The sequence below is a fragment of the Achromobacter sp. MUI-25009338 genome, from assembly GCF_057359325.1.
On sequence record NZ_CM170627.1, the window covers coordinates 4422303 to 4439423 of the forward strand.

Below are 17121 nucleotides of genomic sequence, written 5' to 3' on the forward strand. Positions count from 1 at the left end.
GAACCCGCCCTCGTCTTGCATCGGCTGCGCGCCGATCAGAAGTTCAGCGCGCGCTTGTCCACCGCCAGGGCGGCTTCCTTGACGGCTTCCGACAGCGTCGGGTGCGCGTGGCAGATGCGCGCGATGTCTTCGGCGGCGCCGCGGAATTCCATGATGGTCACGGCTTCCGAGATCAGTTCCGAGGCCATCGGGCCGACGATGTGCACGCCCAGGACCTCATCGGTCTTGGCGTCGGCGATCACCTTGGCGAAGCCGGTGGTGTCGCCCAGCGCGCGGGCGCGGCCGTTGGCCAGGAACGGGAAGCTGCCGGCCTTGTACTCGCGGCCTTCCTTCTTGAGCTGCTGCTCGGTCTTGCCGACCCAGGCGATTTCCGGCGAGGTGTAGATCACCCACGGCACGGTGTCGAAGTTGACGTGGCCGTGCTGGCCGGCGATGCGCTCGGCAACCGCCACGCCTTCTTCTTCGGCCTTGTGCGCCAGCATCGGGCCGCGCACCACGTCGCCCACCGCCCAGACGTTGGGCAGGTTGGTCTTGCAGTCGCCGTCGACGGCGACGAAGCCGCGCTCGTCGAGCTTCAGGCCCACGGCTTCGGCGTTCAGGCCACCGGTGTACGGCACGCGGCCGATCGAGACGATCAGCTTGTCGACCACCAGCTTCTGCTCGGCGCCCTTGGCGTCGACGTAGGGCACGGTCACCGACTTGGCGGTGGCCTTGATCTCGCCGATCTTGACGCCCATCTGGATGTTCAGGCCCTGCTTGGTGAAGGCCTTGAGGGCTTCCTTGGCCACTTGCTGGTCGGCGGCGGCCAGGAATTCCGGCATCGCTTCCAGGATGGTGACTTCGGAGCCCAGGCGGCGCCACACGCTGCCCATTTCGAGGCCGATCACGCCGGCGCCGATCACGCCCAGCGTCTTGGGCACGGCGCCGATGGCCAGCGCGCCGTCGTTGGACAGCACGACCTTTTCGTCGAACGGCAGGCCCGGCAGCTCGCGCGCCGAGGAGCCGGTGGCGACCACGACGTGCTTGGCGACCAGGTCGGCCTCGGTGGTGCCGGTGACCTTGATCGACCAGCCGCCGTCGACCTGGCCGGCGAAGGCGCCCTTGCCGTGGAAGAAGGTGACCTTGTTCTTCTTGAACAGGTACAGGATGCCGTCGTTGTTCTGCTTGACCACCGTGTTCTTGCGGCCGATCAGCGTGTCGAGCTTGAGGCTGACGCCCTTGAGCTCGATGCCGTGTTCGGCGAAGTGGTGGTTGGCCTGTTCGAAGTGCTCGGACGACTGCAGCAGCGCCTTGGAGGGGATGCAGCCGACGTTGGTGCAGGTGCCGCCGGGAGCCGGGCCGCCCTGGCCGTTCTGCCAGGCGTCGATGCAGGCCACCGACATGCCGAGTTGGGCCGCGCGGATGGCGGCGATGTAGCCGCCGGGGCCGGCGCCGATCACGACGACGTCAAATTGTTGGGACATAGTGTTCTCGCGGTGAGGAAGGGAGTGAAACACGCCCCGCCCTGCGGGCCGGCTGCAAGCCGGGCCCGGGCGCCGCGCGGGCGCCGGGCCGGGGCGTCGAGATTACAGGTCCAGCAACAGACGCTGCGGATCTTCCAGGGCGTCCTTCATGGCGACCAGGCCCAGCACGGCTTCGCGGCCGTCGATGATGCGGTGGTCGTAGGACAGCGCCAGGTAGTTCATCGGGCGGATGACGATCTGGCCGTTTTCCACCACCGGGCGTTCCTTGGTGGCGTGCACGCCCAGGATGGCCGATTGCGGCGGGTTGATGATGGGGGTGGACAGCATCGAGCCGAACACGCCGCCGTTGGAGATCGAGAACGTGCCGCCGGTCATCTCTTCGATGCCCAGCTTGCCGTCGGCGGCGCGGCGGCCGAAGTCGGCGATGGCCTTTTCGATGTCGGCGATCGACAGCTGGTCGGCGTTGCGCAGGATCGGCACGACCAGGCCGCGCGGGCTGCCCACGGCGATGCCGATGTCGAAGTAGCCGTGGTAGATGATGTCCTTGCCGTCGATCGAGGCGTTGATCAGCGGGAACTTCTTCAGCGCGGCGACGGCGGCCTTGACGAAGAACGACATGAAGCCCAGCTTGATGCCGTGCTCTTTCTCGAACTTGTCCTTGTACTTGGCGCGCAGGTCGATGACGGCCTGCATGTTCACTTCGTTGAAGGTGGTCAGGATGGCGTTTTCCTGCTGCGACTGCAGCAGGCGCTCGGCGATGCGGGCGCGCAGGCGGCTCATGGGCACGCGCTGTTCCGGACGGCCGTCCAGCGACAGCGTGGTCGGGGCCGGGGCGGCGGCGGGCGCGGCCTTGGCGGGCGCGCTGGCGGCCAGGGCGTCGCCCTTGGTCACGCGGCCGTCGCGGCCGGTGCCGGCGACGCTGGCGGCGTCCACGCCCTTCTCGGCGAGGATCTTGGAGGCGGCGGGCGAAGCCACGCCGGCGGCCGAGGTCGAGGCCGGGGCGGCGGCGGCCGGCGCGGCGGCGGCAGCGGCCTGCTCGGCGGCCTTGGGCGCTTCGGCCGGGGCGGTCGCGGCGGCGGCGGCCTTGCCGGCGGTGTCGATGCGGGCCAGCACTTCGCCGGAGGTGACGGTGCTGCCGTCGCCCTTGACGATTTCAGCCAGCACGCCCGAGGCGGGAGCCGGCACTTCCAGGACGACCTTGTCGGTTTCGACTTCGATCAGGATTTCGTCCGCTTCGACGGCAGCGCCCGGCTGCTTCTTCCAGGTCAGCAGCGTCGCTTCGGAGACGGATTCGGAAAGTTGGGGGACGACGACGTCGGTGATAGCCATTTTGTTTATTCCGTAGAGGTTTGAGTTCTGACCGCGAGGCGCGGCAGGCTTTCAGCAAACCTGCCGCGCGCCACGCGCGCAGCTAGCGATGGTTACTTCGTCAACATGACCTTGAACTTGGGAGCGAAAGCCGCTTCGATCAGCGCCTTCTGCTGCTCCTGGTGCTTGGCCAGGTAGCCCACGGCCGGCGATGCCGACGCGGCGCGGCCCGCGTAACCCAGCTTCTGGCCTTCGGCCATATTCTCGTACACGTGATGTTGGATGTAGAACCACGGGCCCTGATTCTGGGGCTCGTCCTGGACCCAGATGACTTCGGTGGCCTTCGGGTACTTGCGCAGTTCGGCCTCGAAGGACTTGTGCGCGAACGGGTACAGCTGCTCGACGCGGATGATGGCGACGTTGTCGGCGCCACGCTCGCGGCGGGCGTTGACCAGGTCGTAGTAGACCTTGCCCGAGCAGGCCAGCACGCGCTTGACCTTGGCGGCGTCGATGGCCTCGTCGACCTCGCCGATGACCGGGCGGAAGCTGCCGCCGGCCAGTTCGGTCAGGGGCGAGCCGGCGTCCTTGTTGCGCAGCAGCGACTTGGGCGTGAACAGCACCAGCGGCTTGCGGAACGGGCGGATCATCTGACGACGCAGCACGTGGAAGATCTGCGACGCGGAGGTCGGCTGGATCACCTGCATGTTGTTGTCGGCGCAAAGCTGCAGGAAGCGCTCGATGCGGCCCGACGAGTGCTCGGGACCCTGGCCTTCGTAGCCGTGCGGCAGCATCAGGGTCAGGCCCGACTGGCGGCCCCACTTGGCTTCGCCGGAGCTGATGAACTGGTCGATCACGACCTGGGCGCCGTTGACGAAGTCGCCGAACTGGCCTTCCCAGATGGTCAGCGTGTTGGGCTCGGCGCTGGAGTAGCCGTATTCAAAGCCCAGCACCGCCTCTTCTGACAGCACCGAGTCGATCACGGTGAACGGAGCCTGGCCTTCCGAGACGTTCTGCAGCGGAATGTAGGTGCCGTCGTTCCAGCGTTCGCGGTTCTGGTCGTGCAGCACGGCGTGGCGGTGCGTGAACGTGCCGCGGCCCGAGTCCTGGCCGGTGATGCGGATGGCGTAGCCCGAAGCCACCAGCGTGGCGAAGGCCAGGTGCTCGCCCATGCCCCAGTCCAGGTTCATTTCGCCCTTGGCCATGGTGCGGCGGTCGTTCAGCAGCTTGGCGACCAGCGGGTGCACGGTGAAGCCTTCCGGCACCGTGGTGATGCGTTCGCCGATACGCTTGAGCTCGGCCAGCGGCACGGCGGTGTCGGCCTGGTCGGTCCACTTGGCGCCCAGGAACGGCGACCAGTCGATGGCGTACTTGCTCTTGTAGTCGGTCAGCACCGGCTCGATGGTGCGCTGGCCGTCTTCCATCAGCTGGCGGTAGTCCTTGACCAGCTGGTCGGCTTCGCCTTCGGCCAGCACGCCCTGCGTGGTCAGCTTGTCGGCGTACAGCTTGCGCGTGCCGGGGTGATGGCCGATGCGCTTGTACATCAGGGGCTGCGTCAGCGAGGGGGTGTCCTGCTCGTTGTGGCCCAGCTTGCGGAAGCAGACGATGTCCACGACCACGTCGTGGCGGAACTGCAGGCGGTAGTCCAGCGCCAGCTTGGTGACGAACACCACGGCTTCGGGATCGTCGCCGTTGACGTGGAAGACCGGGGCTTCGATCATCTTGACCACGTCCGTGCAATACAGCGTCGAACGCGAGTCGCGCGGGTCGGAGGTGGTGAAGCCGATCTGGTTGTTGATGACGATGTGCAGCGTGCCGCCCGTGCCGTAGCCGCGGGTCTGCGCCAGGTTCAGCGTTTCCATGACCACGCCCTGGCCGGCGAATGCCGCGTCGCCGTGCACCAGCACCGGCAGCACTTGCTTGCCTTCGGCGTCGCCGCGGCGTTCCTGGCGGGCGCGGGCGCTGCCCTCGACCACCGGGTTGACGATTTCCAGGTGGGAGGGGTTGAAGGCCAGCGACAGGTGGACCGGGCCGCCGCGGGTGGACAGGTCGCTCGAGAAACCGTTGTGGTACTTCACGTCGCCGTCGGTCAGGCCTTCGGCGTGCTTGCCCTCGAATTCGGCGAACAGGTCGCCGGGCATCTTGCCCATGATGTTCACGAGCAGGTTCAGGCGGCCGCGGTGGGCCATGCCGACCACGATTTCCTGGACGCCGTTTTCACCGGCGTGGTTCACCACTTCGTCCATCGAGGCGATGAAGCTTTCGCCGCCTTCCAGCGAGAAGCGCTTCTGGCCGACGTACTTGGTGTGCAGGAAGCGCTCGAGGCCTTCGGACTCGGTCAGCTGCTGCAGGATGTGGCGCTTTTCTTCGGCCGTGTAGGTGGGCGCGCCCAGCGTGGCTTCCAGGCGTTCCTGGATCCAGCGCTTGGCGGCGGGGTCGGAGATGTGCGTGAATTCGGCACCGATGCTGCGGCAGTAGGTGTCGCGCAGCGCCTTCAGGATGTCGCGCAGCGTCATGGTGCTGGCGGTCGTGAAGTAGGTGTTGGTGGCCGAGTAGGTCTGGTCGAGGTCGGCTTCGGTCAGGCCGTAGAAGGCGGGATCGAGCTCGGGGATGGGCGGACGTTCCTGGCGCTTGAGCGGGTCCAGGTCGGCCCAGCGCGAACCCAGGGAGCGGTAGGCGGCGATCAGCGACTGAACGGAAACCTGCTTGCTGGCGACGCTGAGGTCGGGCTCGGCCGAGCGCTGCACGAAGGCGTTGGCGCGGGCGCGTTGAGCGAACGATTCGACGATGGGCGCGTGGGCCTGATCGCGGGTGGACTCCTGGCCGTCGGTGGCGGGAGCGTGCTGCAGCTGGTCGAAATATTCGCGCCAGTTGTCGGGCACCGAACCGGGGTTATCGAGGTAGGCTTCGTAAAGCTCCTCGACATACGGGGCATTACCCCCGAATAGATAAGACGTGGATAGAGATTCCAATTCCGAAGACATATCGCTTCACCTTTACGAGTGCTTCACTCGACACGATGCAGGAAAACCTTCCGCGACACGGGCTTCCCGGTTAGCGGATAGCAGGGGCAGAAGGCGCGTACAAGCCTTGAAAGCCGTATGCCCGAAAGTATAACCCTTTGAGTTTACGGGCGTCTGCCTGCGATTGCGTGCCGCAAAAGCGCATGGGGAATGGCTGCATGCGGTATTGGAATGTCCGGCGAACCCCTTCTATCGAGCCGTCTACGCGCCCTCAAAAACCGTCATTCCAAAATGCGGCGGCGCGTCATTTTTGATCGGACGCAAGGCGAGTGTTGCGTGTTCGCCGCGATCAGACCGGCAACTCGGTGGTGGACAGGATCTCTTTGAGCACGAAAAACGTGCGGATCTGGCGCACGCCGGGCAGTTTGATGATCTCGCCCGCGTGCAGTTTATTGAACCGTTCCAGGTCGCGGATGCGCAGCATCAGGAAGTAGTCGAACTCGCCGGCCACCAGGTGGCATTCCAGGCAGCCGCTGATGCCGCGCGCGGCGGCTTCGAAGTCGGTGAAGGATTCGGGCGTGGAGCGGTCCAGCACCACCCCCACGATGACCAGCGTGGCCATGTCGACCTCGGCCGGTTCGAGCAGCGCGACGGTCTTGCGGATGATGCCCTCGGCCTTGAGCTTTTCGACCCGGCGCAGACAGGCGGCCGGGCTGAGGTGCACGCGCGCGCTCAGTTCCAGGTTGGTGATCTGGGCGTCCTCCTGCAGCACGCGCAGGATCTGGCGGTCGATGCGGTCCAGGCCGGAAATGGCTGCCATTAATACGTCCCTAAAAATTAAATTTCGCCATTATTTTTATCTGCCAAATAATAAATCCATATCTGGATAATTACCTGTTTTAAAAAACGATAAATCAAAAAAATACGCAATTGACCAAATATTCGTGCGATTCCTATGATTTTTCCGTGCGAGCCATCCCGGCCGACACGTCCAGACCCCACAGGAGCCCGCATGGATCTGCAACGCTTTCCCCGTCATCGCCTGACCTTCGGCGATACCCCGATCGAAAAGCTCGACCGCCTGTCCGCGCACCTGGGCGGCAAGGTCGAGATCTACGCCAAGCGCGAGGACTGCAACAGCGGCCTGGCCTTCGGCGGCAACAAGCTGCGCAAGCTGGAGTACCTCATTCCGCAGGCCCTGGAACAGGGCTGCGACACGCTGGTCACGATAGGCGGCATCCAGTCCAACCACACCCGCATGGTCGCCGCGGTCGCGGCCAAGCTGGGACTGGGCTGCGTGCTGGTGCAGGAGAACTGGGTGGATTATTCGGATGCGGTGTATGACCGCGTCGGCAACATCATGATGAGCCGCCTGATGGGCGCCGACGTGCGCCTGGTGGACCAGGGCTTCGACATCGGCCTGCGCCCGAGCTGGGAGGAAGCGCTGGAAGAGGTGCGGCGGCGCGGCGGCAAGCCCTACGCCATTCCGGCCGGCGCCTCCGATCACGAACTGGGCGGCCTGGGTTATGTGGGCTTTGCCGAGGAAGTGCGGCGCCAGGAGGCCGAGCTGGGCTTCAAGTTCGACTACATCGTGGTCTGCGCCGTCACCGGCAGCACGCAGGCCGGCATGGTCGTGGGCTTCGCCGCCGACGGGCGCGCGGACCGCGTCATCGGCATCGACGCCTCGGCCACGCCGGACCAGACCCGCGCGCAGATCCTGCGCATCGCGCGGCGCACCGCCGACATGGTGGGGCTGGGCCGGGCCATCGAAGACCGCGACGTGGTGCTGGACACGCGCTACGCCTACCCCGCCTACGGCTTGCCCTCGGCCGAGACCAACGAGGCCATCCGCCTGTGCGCCCGGCTCGAAGGCATGATGACCGACCCGGTGTACGAGGGCAAATCGATGCAGGGCATGATGGACCTGGTGCGCCGCGGCGACATCCCCGCCGGCTCCCGCGTACTGTATGCGCACCTGGGAGGGGTGCCGGCGATCAACGCCTACAGCTTTCTGTACCGCAACGGATAAGAGCGCCTACGGCCCGCTGGGCTGGCCTTGCGGCGACCTGCGCTGAACGCCGGGCCCGCCCGGACTTGCCAGCCCGCCCCTTCCGCGCCCATGATGGCCATGGGCCCGCGCCCCGCCGGGAGTGTCCCCGAGCGGGGCGTTCTGTATCCGGCGCCGGCTTGACCGTCCAGATGATGTACATAATTTGTATACAAAACTGCGATTTCCGGCTATGGTGCCGGTCATCGCCGGTTCGCATTCCCACTCTTCGCCCGCCATGACTTACGACGCCACCCGCCCCTACCCACGCGACCTGATCGGCTACGGCCGCAACCCGCCGCATGCCGGCTGGCCGGGACAGGCTCGCATCGCCGTGCAGTTCGTGCTGAATTACGAGGAAGGCGGCGAGAACAGCGTGCTGCACGGCGACGCCGGTTCGGAACAGTTCCTGTCCGAGATGTTCAATCCCGCGAGCTATCCCGAGCGCCACCTCAGCATGGAAAGCATCTACGAGTACGGCTCGCGGGTCGGGGTGTGGCGCATCCTGCGCGAATTCGAAAAGCGGCAGTTGCCGCTGACCGTGTTCGGCGTCGGCATGGCCTTGCAGCGCCACCCCGAGGTGGCCAGCGCCTGCGTCGAGCTGGGCCATGAGATCGCCTGCCACGGCTGGCGCTGGATCCATTACCAGGACGTGGACGAAGCCACCGAGCGCGAACACATGCGCCTGGGCATGCAGGCCATCACGCAGCTGACCGGCACGCGCCCGCTGGGCTGGTACACCGGCCGCGACAGCCCGCGCACCCGCAGGCTGGTGGCCGACTACGGCGGCTTCGAGTACGACAGCGACTACTACGGCGACGACCTGCCCTTCTGGATGCTGGTGCGCAAGACCGACGGCGGCAGCGCGCCGCAGCTCATCGTGCCCTATACGCTGGACTGCAACGACATGCGCTTCGCGCTGCCGCAGGGCTTTTCGCACGCCGACCCGTTCCTGCAATACCTGAAAGACAGTTTCGACGCGCTCTACGCCGAAGGCGACGAGACGCCCAGGATGATGAGCATAGGCATGCACTGCCGGCTGCTGGGCCGCCCCGGACGCATCGTCGCGCTGCAGCGCTTCCTGGACCACATCGCCCGCCACGACCGCGTCTGGGTCTGCCGCCGGATCGACATCGCGCGCCACTGGAGAGCGGCGCATCCCTACACCCCTCAGCCCTGAACAGGACGGCCATGGCCCACACCCTAGCCCAACTCAATTCAGCCCCGCCCGCGGCCGCCGCCGCGATGCTCGAGGGCCTCTACGAACAAGCCCCCTGGATCGCCGAAAGCGCGCTGCGCTCGCGTCCGTTCCGCTCGCTGGCCGAGCTGCGCCAGCGCATGCGACAGGCGGTCGACGAGGCCGACGCCGAAACGCGCCTGGCGCTGGTGCGCGCCCATCCCGAGCCTGCGCACCTGCCCGAACCCGGCGCCGCCTACCGCGAGCGCTTCGGCTTTCCCTTCGTGCTGGCCCCGCAGGGCCCGCGCGGCACGGATCTGACGCGCCAGGAAATCGCCGACGAATTCGCGCGCCGCGAGGGCAACCCGCCCGAGGTCGAGCTGCAGGAGGCGCTGCACCAGTTGCACCGCGTCGCCGAGATCCGCCTGCAGGACCGCTTCGCCGAGGCGCCGGCCATCGGCAACGACATCTGGGACTGGGGCGAACGGCTCGCCGCGCACAGCGATCCGGGCTATGCGGAAAAAGGCCAGCTGACCGTCACCTACCTGACCGACGCGCACCGCGCCTGCGCCGGGCTGCTGTCGCAATGGATGCGCGACTGCGGCTTCGACGAGGTCGGCATCGACGCCGTCGGCAACGTGGTGGGCCGCTACCTGGCCGACCGCGCCGACGCGCCCACGCTGATGACCGGCAGCCACTACGACACGGTGCGCAACGCCGGCAAGTACGACGGCCGCCTGGGCATCTTCGTGCCCATGGCCTGCGTGCGCGAACTGAGCCGCGCCGGCCGGCGCCTGCCCTATCACCTGGAAGTGATCGGTTTCGCCGAAGAGGAAGGCCAGCGCTACCGCGCCACCTTCCTGGGCTCGGGCGCGCTGATCGGCGGTTTTCGCGAGGAATGGCTGGCGCAGCAGGACGCCGACGGCGTCAGCATGCGCGAGGCCATGGCGCGCGCCGGCCTGCGCCCCGAGGACATCCCGGCGCTGCGCCGCGATCCGGCGCGCTACCTGGGCTTCGTCGAAATCCATATCGAACAGGGTCCCGTGCTCTACGAGATGGGGCTGCCGCTGGCCGTGGTCACGTCCATCAACGGCTGCCTGCGCTACCAGGTCCAGGTTTCGGGCCTGGCCTGCCACGCCGGCACCACGCCGATGGACCGGCGCCGCGACGCCGCCGCCGCGGCCGCCGAGATGGTGCTGTACGTGGAGCGGCGCGCCGCGCTCGACGGCGATTCGGTCGGCACAGTAGGCATGCTGGAAGTGCCCGGCGGCTCGATCAACGTGGTGCCCGGCGAGTGCCGCTTCAGCCTCGACCTGCGCGCGCCCAGCGACGCGCAGCGCGATGCGCTGGCCCGCGACGTGCTGGCCGAGCTGGAAGCCGTGTGCCGCCGCCGCGGCCTGCGCTACGCGCTGGAGGAAACCATGCGCGCCGCCGCCGCCCCCAGCGATCCCGCCTGGCAGCAGCGCTGGGAACGGGCCGTGGACGCGCTCGGGCTGCCGGTGCACCGCATGCCCAGCGGCGCCGGCCACGACGCCATGAAGCTGCACGAAATCATGCCGCAGGCCATGCTGTTCGTGCGCGGCCAGAATGCCGGCATCAGCCACAACCCGCGCGAATCCACCACCAGCGACGACATCCAGCTCGCCGCGCAGGCCATGCTCAACCTGCTCGACAACCTCGCCCACGAAACACCATGACCGCCATGACCGACTACGCCCGACTCGACGCCTGGATCGACGCCCACTTCGACGAAGAGGTCCGCTTCCTGCAGGAGCTGGTGCGCGTGCCCACCGACACGCCGCCCGGCAACAACGCCCCGCACGCCGAGCGCACCGCCGAGCTGCTGCAAGGCTTCGGCCTGCAGGCCGAGGCCCATCCGGTGCCGGCCGCTCAGGTCCGCGACTACGGGCTGCAATCCATCACCAACCTGATCGTGCGGCGCGAATACGGCGCCGGCGGGCCGCGCATCGCGCTCAACGCCCACGGCGACGTGGTGCCGCCCGGCGAGGGCTGGCGCCACGATCCCTACGGCGGCGAAATCGAGGACGGCTGCCTCTACGGCCGCGCCGCCGCCGTCAGCAAGAGCGACTTCGCCAGCTACACCTTCGCGCTGCGCGCGCTCGAGGCCGTGGCCCGTCCCGGCCGCGGCGCGGTCGAACTGCACTTCACCTACGACGAGGAATTCGGCGGCCTGCTGGGGCCCGGCTGGCTGCTGTCGCAGGGGCTGACCCGGCCCGACCTGCTGATCGCGGCGGGCTTCAGCTACGAGGTCGTGACCGCGCACAACGGCTGTTTGCAGATGGAAGTGACCGTGCACGGCAAGATGGCCCACGCCGCCGTTCCCGGCACCGGCGTGGACGCGCTGCAGGCCGCCGTCGCGATACTGGGCGCGCTGTACGCGCAGAATGCGCGCTACCGCGAGATCCGCTCGCAGGTGCCCGGCATCACCCACCCCTACCTGAACATCGGCCGCATCGAAGGCGGCACCAACACCAACGTGGTGCCCGGCAAGGTGGTGTTCAAGCTGGACCGGCGCATGATCCCCGAGGAAAACGCCGCCGAAGTCGAGGCCGACATCCGCCGCATCATCGCCGAGGCCGCCGCCGCCCAGCCCGGCATCACGGTGGAGATCCGGCGCCTGCTGCTGGCCAACGCCATGCGCCCCCTGCCCGGCAATCAGCCGCTGGTGCAGGCCATCCAGAAACACGGGCAGGAACTGTTCGGCGAACCGATACCGGCCATGGGCACGCCGCTCTACACCGACGTGCGCCTGTATGCCGAAGCCGGCGTCCCCGGCGTGATCTACGGCGCGGGGCCGAGAACCGTGCTGGAATCGCACGCCAAGCGCAACGACGAGCGCGTCGCGCTGGAGGATCTGCGGCGCGCCACCAAGGTGATCGCGCGCACGCTGTGCGATTTGCTGGGAGAGTGATAGGTTCCGCGCGCTTGATATTCGTTTTCTTGTTTTAAGGCATCTCGCGCTGCACCCATCCTACGACACCATGCCGTAGGATGGGTGCAGCGCGGCAAACCCTCGGCAAAAACGCCACCGCCGACCGCGCGGAACCCATCGGTCGGCGCCTACGCCAACCTCAACACCCTGCGCCAGAACAACACCGCCACTAGCACGAACACCGCCAGTCCCAGGTAGGACGCGATGTGCTCGAAACCCGCGCCGGCAATCGCCAGCGGGGCCTCGGTGCCGGCCGCGCCGATGACGGCGGCCATCAGCACGCCGACCAGGCTTTCGCCCACGATCAGGCCGGAGGCGATCAGCACGCCACGGCGGTTGGCCGCGTCGGCGAACTGCTCGTAGGGCTGGCCGGCCGCGGCGGCGCGGCGGCGCAGCGCGCGCTCGAGCAGCCAGGCGAGGACCGCGCCGGCCACGATGGGCGCGGCCACGGTCGGCGGCAGGTAGATGCCGATGCCGACCGCCAGCACCGGCATGCGGGCCACGCGGCAGGTGCGCTTGAGCACCTGGTCCACCAGGATCAGGCCCAGGCCGACCAGCATGCCGATGACGATCATGGTCCAATTGAGCTGGTGCGTGAAGATGCCGCGGGCGATGGCCAGCATCAGCGTGGCCTGGGGCGCCGACAGGGCCTGCGCCGGGTCCATGCCTTCGCGCGGCATGGAATCGGCGAAACCGTAGGCGTTGTACAGCAGCTCCAGCACCGGCGAAATCACCGCCGCGCCGGCCACGCAGCCGATCAGCAGGGCCACCTGCTGGCGCCACGGGGTCGCGCCCACCAGCCAGCCGGTCTTCAGGTCCTGCAGGTTGTCGTTGGAGATCGAGGCCACGGCCACCACCGCCGAGGTGCTGAAGATCGACAGCGCGATCGCCATCTGCACGCCGTTCTCGGCGCCCAGCAGCTCGCCGCCCAAGGTCAGCATCAGCAGCGACACCAGCACGATGGCCACGATGCCCACGCCCGAGATCGGGCTGGTCGACGACCCCACCAGGCCGGCCATGTAGCCGCAGGCGGCCGCCACCAGGAAGCCGAACACGAAGGCGAACAGCACGGCGTAGGCCACCAGCTTCCAGATCGCGCCGGCCGACAGCGGCGCGCCCGACAGGAACACCTGGAAGGTCACGACCAGCACCACCACCAGCGCCAGCGTCACCACCGAGATCCAGCCCGCCGACAGGTCGCGCTCGGTGCGCGGGGCGCGGCCGGCGCGGGCCGCGCCGGCCTTGGTCAGGGCCGCGAACGAGGCTTTCACGCCGCGCGCCATCGGCATGAACAGCGTGGCCAGCGTCCAGATGGCGCCCACGCCGATCACGCCGGCGCCGATGAAGCGCACCTGCGTGGCCCACAGGCCGTTGGCGTATTGCGCGATCGTCTGGCCGGCGGGCATGTCGCCCATCGCGCTCAGGATCGGCACCGCGATGCCCCACGAAATGACCAGCCCGGTCAGCATGGCCAGGCCGGCGACGATGCCGATGAGGTAGCCGGCGCCCAGCAGCGCCAGCGAAAAGCCCATGGGCAGGCGGAACACCGCCCCGCCCAGCGAGAACCAGCCGCTGACGCTGTCGCCCAGCACCCGCAGGCCGCTGGCCGCGAAGCTGACGGCGGCGGCGGCCAGGCCGCCGGCCACGATGTCGCCCATGCCGGTGGCGGTCCTGGCCGGCGCCTGCCCGGCGTCGGCCGCCTCGTCCTGGCTGCGCTCGGCGCTGCCCACGCGCAGGATCTCGGCCGCCGCCACGCCTTCGGGGTACGGCAGGTCGCTCTGCACCACCATCACGTGGCGCAGCGGAATCGTGAACATGACGCCCAGCATCCCGCCGGCGGCGCAGATGCCCAGCGTCTGCCAGAACGGAAAGCCCTGCCAGTGGCCCATCATGACGAGCGCCGGCAGGATGAAGATGATCGAGGACAGGGTGCCGGCCGCCGAGGCCTGGGTCTGCACCATGTTGTTCTCGAGGATATTGGCGTCCTTGAACAGGCGCAGCACGGACATCGAAATCACCGCCGCCGGGATGGCCGACGAGAACGTCAGGCCCACCTTCAGCCCCAGAAACACGTTGGAGGCGGTAAAAATGATGGTGATCAGGGCGCCCAGCAGGATGCCGCGGAACGTCAGCTCCGGCAGCGTGACCTCTGCGGGGACGCTGTTGGGTTGGGTCATGGAAATCTTCCTTAATTTCTAGCCGCGAATTCTAGCGCCTCGCAGGCATCGGTCCGGGAAGGTGGCGATCGGGCGAATCGGCGGCATAAGCTGCTGCAGGCAGCCCACCCTGCAAAAGATTATGCTGAAACCGCGGGAATTGCGTCGGAATTTCAATCACCCATGCCAGGGGTTGGGGTCTAGCATGAACATTAAACCAGGAGACAACACCACCATGCGCGACGCCAGTTCCCTGCGTTCGGGGCAGGACCCGGACCACGATATCGACCCCGACGAAACCGCCGAATGGCGCGACGCCCTGCAGTCGCTGGCGCAGGCCGAAGGCCCCGTGCGCGCGGCCTACGTGCTGGACAATCTGCTGGGCCATGCCGCCACGCTGGGCCTGCGCGCCCGGCGCCAGACGCGCACGGCCTACCTGAACACCATCCCCGCCGACCAGGAACCGGCGTTTCCGGGCAATCTGGCCGTCGAAGAGCGCATCGCCCGCATCAACCGCTGGAACGCGCTGGCGATGGTGGTGCGCGCCAACCAGGCGCACGGCGAGCTGGGCGGGCACATCGCCAGCTACGCCTCGGCCGCCGACCTGTTCGAGGTGGGCTTCAATCATTTCTTCCGCGCGCGCACGCCGCAGGGACCGGGCGACCTGGTCTACATGCAGCCGCACTCGGCGCCCGGCGTGTACGCCCGCGCCTACCTGGAAGGTTTTCTGAGCGAGGACGACCTGGCGCATTTCCGCCAGGAAATCACCGCCACCGGACGCGGCCTGCGCGGCCTGTCTTCCTACCCGCACCCGTGGCTGATGCCCGATTTCTGGCAGTTTCCCACCGGCTCGATGGGGATCGGCCCGATCAACGCGATCTACCAGGCGCGCTTCATGCGCTATCTCGAACACCGCTCGCTGATGCCCGGCGGCGACCGCAAGGTCTGGGGCATTTTCGGCGACGGCGAAATGGACGAGCCCGAATCCATCGCCGCGCTGACGCTGGCCGCGCGCGAAAAGCTCGACAACCTGGTGTTCGTGGTCAATTGCAACCTGCAGCGCCTCGACGGCCCGGTGCGCGGCAACGGCCGCATCATCGACGAGCTGGAAACGCTGTACGCCGGCGCCGGCTGGAACGTCATCAAGCTGGTCTGGGGCAGCGACTGGGACGCGCTGCTGCGCCGCGACACCGGCGGCGCGCTGGCGCGCGCGTTCTCCAATACCGTGGACGGTCAGTTCCAGACCTTCGCCGCCAACGACGGCGCCTTCAACCGCGCCCATTTCTTCAACCAGAATCCCGAGCTGGCCGCGCTGGTGGCCGACTGGACCGACGAAGCCATCGACCGCCTGCACCGCGGCGGCCACGACATGGTGAAGATCTACGCCGCCTATCACCGCGCGGCGAACCACCGCGGCCAGCCCACCGTCATCCTGGCGCAGACCAAGAAGGGCTTCGGCATGGGCGCGGCCGGCCAGGGCAAGATGACCACCCACCAGCAGAAGAAGCTGGACGACGAGGCCCTGCTGGCCTTCCGCGACCGCTTCGCGCTGCCGATCTCCGACGCCGACTGCCTGGCGCTGAAGTTCTACCGCCCCGCCGAGGACAGCGCCGAACTGCGCCACCTGCAGGCGCGCCGCGAGGCGCTGGGCGGGCACCTGCCGCGGCGCGGCACGCAGGCGCCGCGCCTCGCGCCGCCGGCCGCCGAGCAATGGGCGCGCTTCGCGCTGGCCGCCGACGGCAAGGAAATGTCTTCCACCATGGCCATCGTGCGCATGCTGACCGCGCTGCTCAAGGACGCCACCGTGGGCCCGCGCATCGTGCCCATCGTCGCCGACGAGGCCCGCACCTTCGGCATGGCCAACCTGTTCCGGCAGATCGGCATCTATTCGGCGCAGGGCCAGCTGTACGAGCCCGAGGACATCGGCTCGGTGCTGTACTACCGCGAGGCCCGCGACGGCCAGATCCTGGAAGAAGGCATTACCGAGGCCGGCGCGATTTCCTCCTGGACCGCCGCCGGCACCAGCTACTCGGTCAACGGCCTGCCGATGCTGCCGTTCTATATCTACTACTCGATGTTCGGCTTCCAGCGCATCGGCGACCTGATCTGGGCGGCCGCCGACCAGCGCACGCGCGGCTTCCTGGTCGGCGCCACGTCGGGGCGCACCACGCTGGGCGGCGAAGGCCTGCAGCACCAGGACGGCTCCAGCCACATCATGGCGGCGGCGGTGCCCAACTGCCGCGCCTACGATCCGGCCTATGCCTACGAGGTCGCCGTGATCGTCGAGCACGGCATGCGCCGCATGCTCGACGAGCAGCACGACGAGTTCTACTACCTGACCGTCACCAACGAGAACCTGGCGCAGCCCGACATGCCCTCGGACCCGCAGGCGCGCGAGGGCATTCTGCGCGGCATGTACCGCCTGCGTCCGGCCCGCGGCCAGGCCCAGGTGCGCCTGCTGGGCGCCGGCCCCATGCTGCGCGAGGCCGAAATGGCCGCCGAGCGGCTGCTGGCCGACCACGGCGTGGACGCCGAAGTCTGGAGCGTGACCAGCTTTTCCGAACTGGCCCGCGCCGGCCGCCAGGCCGAGCGCGCCCGCGTGCTGGGCCTGGAATCCGGCGCGGCCGCCGACTGGGTGCAAGCCTGCCTGGGTGGCAGCGACGCGCCGGTCGTCGCTGCCACCGACTACGTGCGCGCCGTGCCCGAACAGATCCGCGCCTGGGTGCCCGCGCCCTATCGCACGCTGGGCACCGACGGCTTCGGCCGCAGCGACACCCGCGCCCAGCTGCGCGATTTCTTCGAAGTCAGCGCCGACTGGATCGTGCTCTACGCCCTCGACAGCCTGGGCCGGCAGGACGACGCCCAGGCCGTGCGCGCCCGGCTGAACGCGGCGGGCCGCCAGACCCCGCCCTGGGAGCTGTAACGGCCGCAAGACGGGCGGACGAGGCGCCTCGCCGTCAACGTTCGCTGCACCGCAACAACCAAGTCGCCCCGCTTTCTGTTGAAATACGGGTGTTCCCAAGCATTGCCAAACCAATACGGCGGGCCGCGAGCCCG

Annotated in this window: 10 protein-coding genes; 5 read left to right on the top strand and 5 right to left on the bottom strand. The window is 68.1% G+C overall.

Annotated elements, in window-relative coordinates:
- Positions 1-35: 35 nt before the first annotated feature.
- From lpdA to AC1IQ6_RS20955, 4 genes are all read right to left on the bottom strand, one after another.
- The gene (gene lpdA, locus AC1IQ6_RS20940; protein ID WP_102774501.1) at positions 36-1463 is read right to left on the bottom strand and encodes a dihydrolipoyl dehydrogenase; all 1428 of its coding nucleotides are present in this window, start codon (positions 1461-1463) and stop codon (positions 36-38) included.
- A 102-nt stretch (positions 1464-1565) separates the two neighbouring features.
- A complete protein-coding gene (gene odhB / locus AC1IQ6_RS20945) occupies positions 1566-2792 on the bottom strand; it encodes a 2-oxoglutarate dehydrogenase complex dihydrolipoyllysine-residue succinyltransferase (RefSeq protein ID WP_111826633.1) in 1227 nt (408 codons plus the stop codon).
- A 92-nt stretch (positions 2793-2884) separates the two neighbouring features.
- On the bottom strand, positions 2885-5752 hold the full coding sequence (locus AC1IQ6_RS20950) for a 2-oxoglutarate dehydrogenase E1 component (protein ID WP_102774499.1): 2868 nt from the start codon (positions 5750-5752) through the stop codon (positions 2885-2887).
- A gap of 328 nt (positions 5753-6080) precedes the next feature.
- On the bottom strand, positions 6081-6551 hold the full coding sequence (locus tag AC1IQ6_RS20955; protein WP_111826631.1) for an Lrp/AsnC family transcriptional regulator: 471 nt from the start codon (positions 6549-6551) through the stop codon (positions 6081-6083).
- Between the two features lie 192 nt (positions 6552-6743).
- On the opposite strand from AC1IQ6_RS20955, the gene AC1IQ6_RS20960 reads away from it, so the two are divergent.
- From AC1IQ6_RS20960 to AC1IQ6_RS20975, 4 genes are all read left to right on the top strand, one after another.
- Entirely contained in the window at positions 6744-7760 is a 1017-nt protein-coding gene (locus AC1IQ6_RS20960) for a 1-aminocyclopropane-1-carboxylate deaminase (protein WP_102774497.1), read from the top strand.
- Between the two features lie 256 nt (positions 7761-8016).
- Positions 8017-8958 carry an allantoinase PuuE gene (puuE, locus tag AC1IQ6_RS20965; protein WP_111826699.1) on the top strand — a complete coding sequence of 314 codons (942 nt, stop codon included), beginning with the start codon at positions 8017-8019 and terminating at the stop codon, positions 8956-8958.
- Positions 8959-8969: 11 nt separating this feature from the next.
- Positions 8970-10652, top strand: coding sequence for a hydantoinase/carbamoylase family amidase (locus tag AC1IQ6_RS20970; RefSeq protein ID WP_485865258.1), 1683 nt, complete (start codon positions 8970-8972; stop codon positions 10650-10652).
- Between the two features lie 5 nt (positions 10653-10657).
- Positions 10658-11887, top strand: a complete 1230-nt coding sequence (locus AC1IQ6_RS20975; protein ID WP_485866592.1) for a M20 family metallopeptidase — start codon at positions 10658-10660, stop codon at positions 11885-11887.
- A 149-nt stretch (positions 11888-12036) separates the two neighbouring features.
- On the opposite strand, the gene AC1IQ6_RS20980 is transcribed toward AC1IQ6_RS20975, so the two are convergent.
- Positions 12037-14085 carry an OPT family oligopeptide transporter gene (locus AC1IQ6_RS20980; RefSeq protein ID WP_479730326.1) on the bottom strand — a complete coding sequence of 683 codons (2049 nt, stop codon included), beginning with the start codon at positions 14083-14085 and terminating at the stop codon, positions 12037-12039.
- Between the two features lie 214 nt (positions 14086-14299).
- Here AC1IQ6_RS20980 and mdeB point away from each other — a divergent pair, with 214 nt between their 5' ends.
- The gene (gene mdeB, locus AC1IQ6_RS20985) at positions 14300-16987 is read left to right on the top strand and encodes an alpha-ketoglutarate dehydrogenase (protein ID WP_485866593.1); all 2688 of its coding nucleotides are present in this window, start codon (positions 14300-14302) and stop codon (positions 16985-16987) included.
- Positions 16988-17121: the final 134 nt, after the last annotated feature.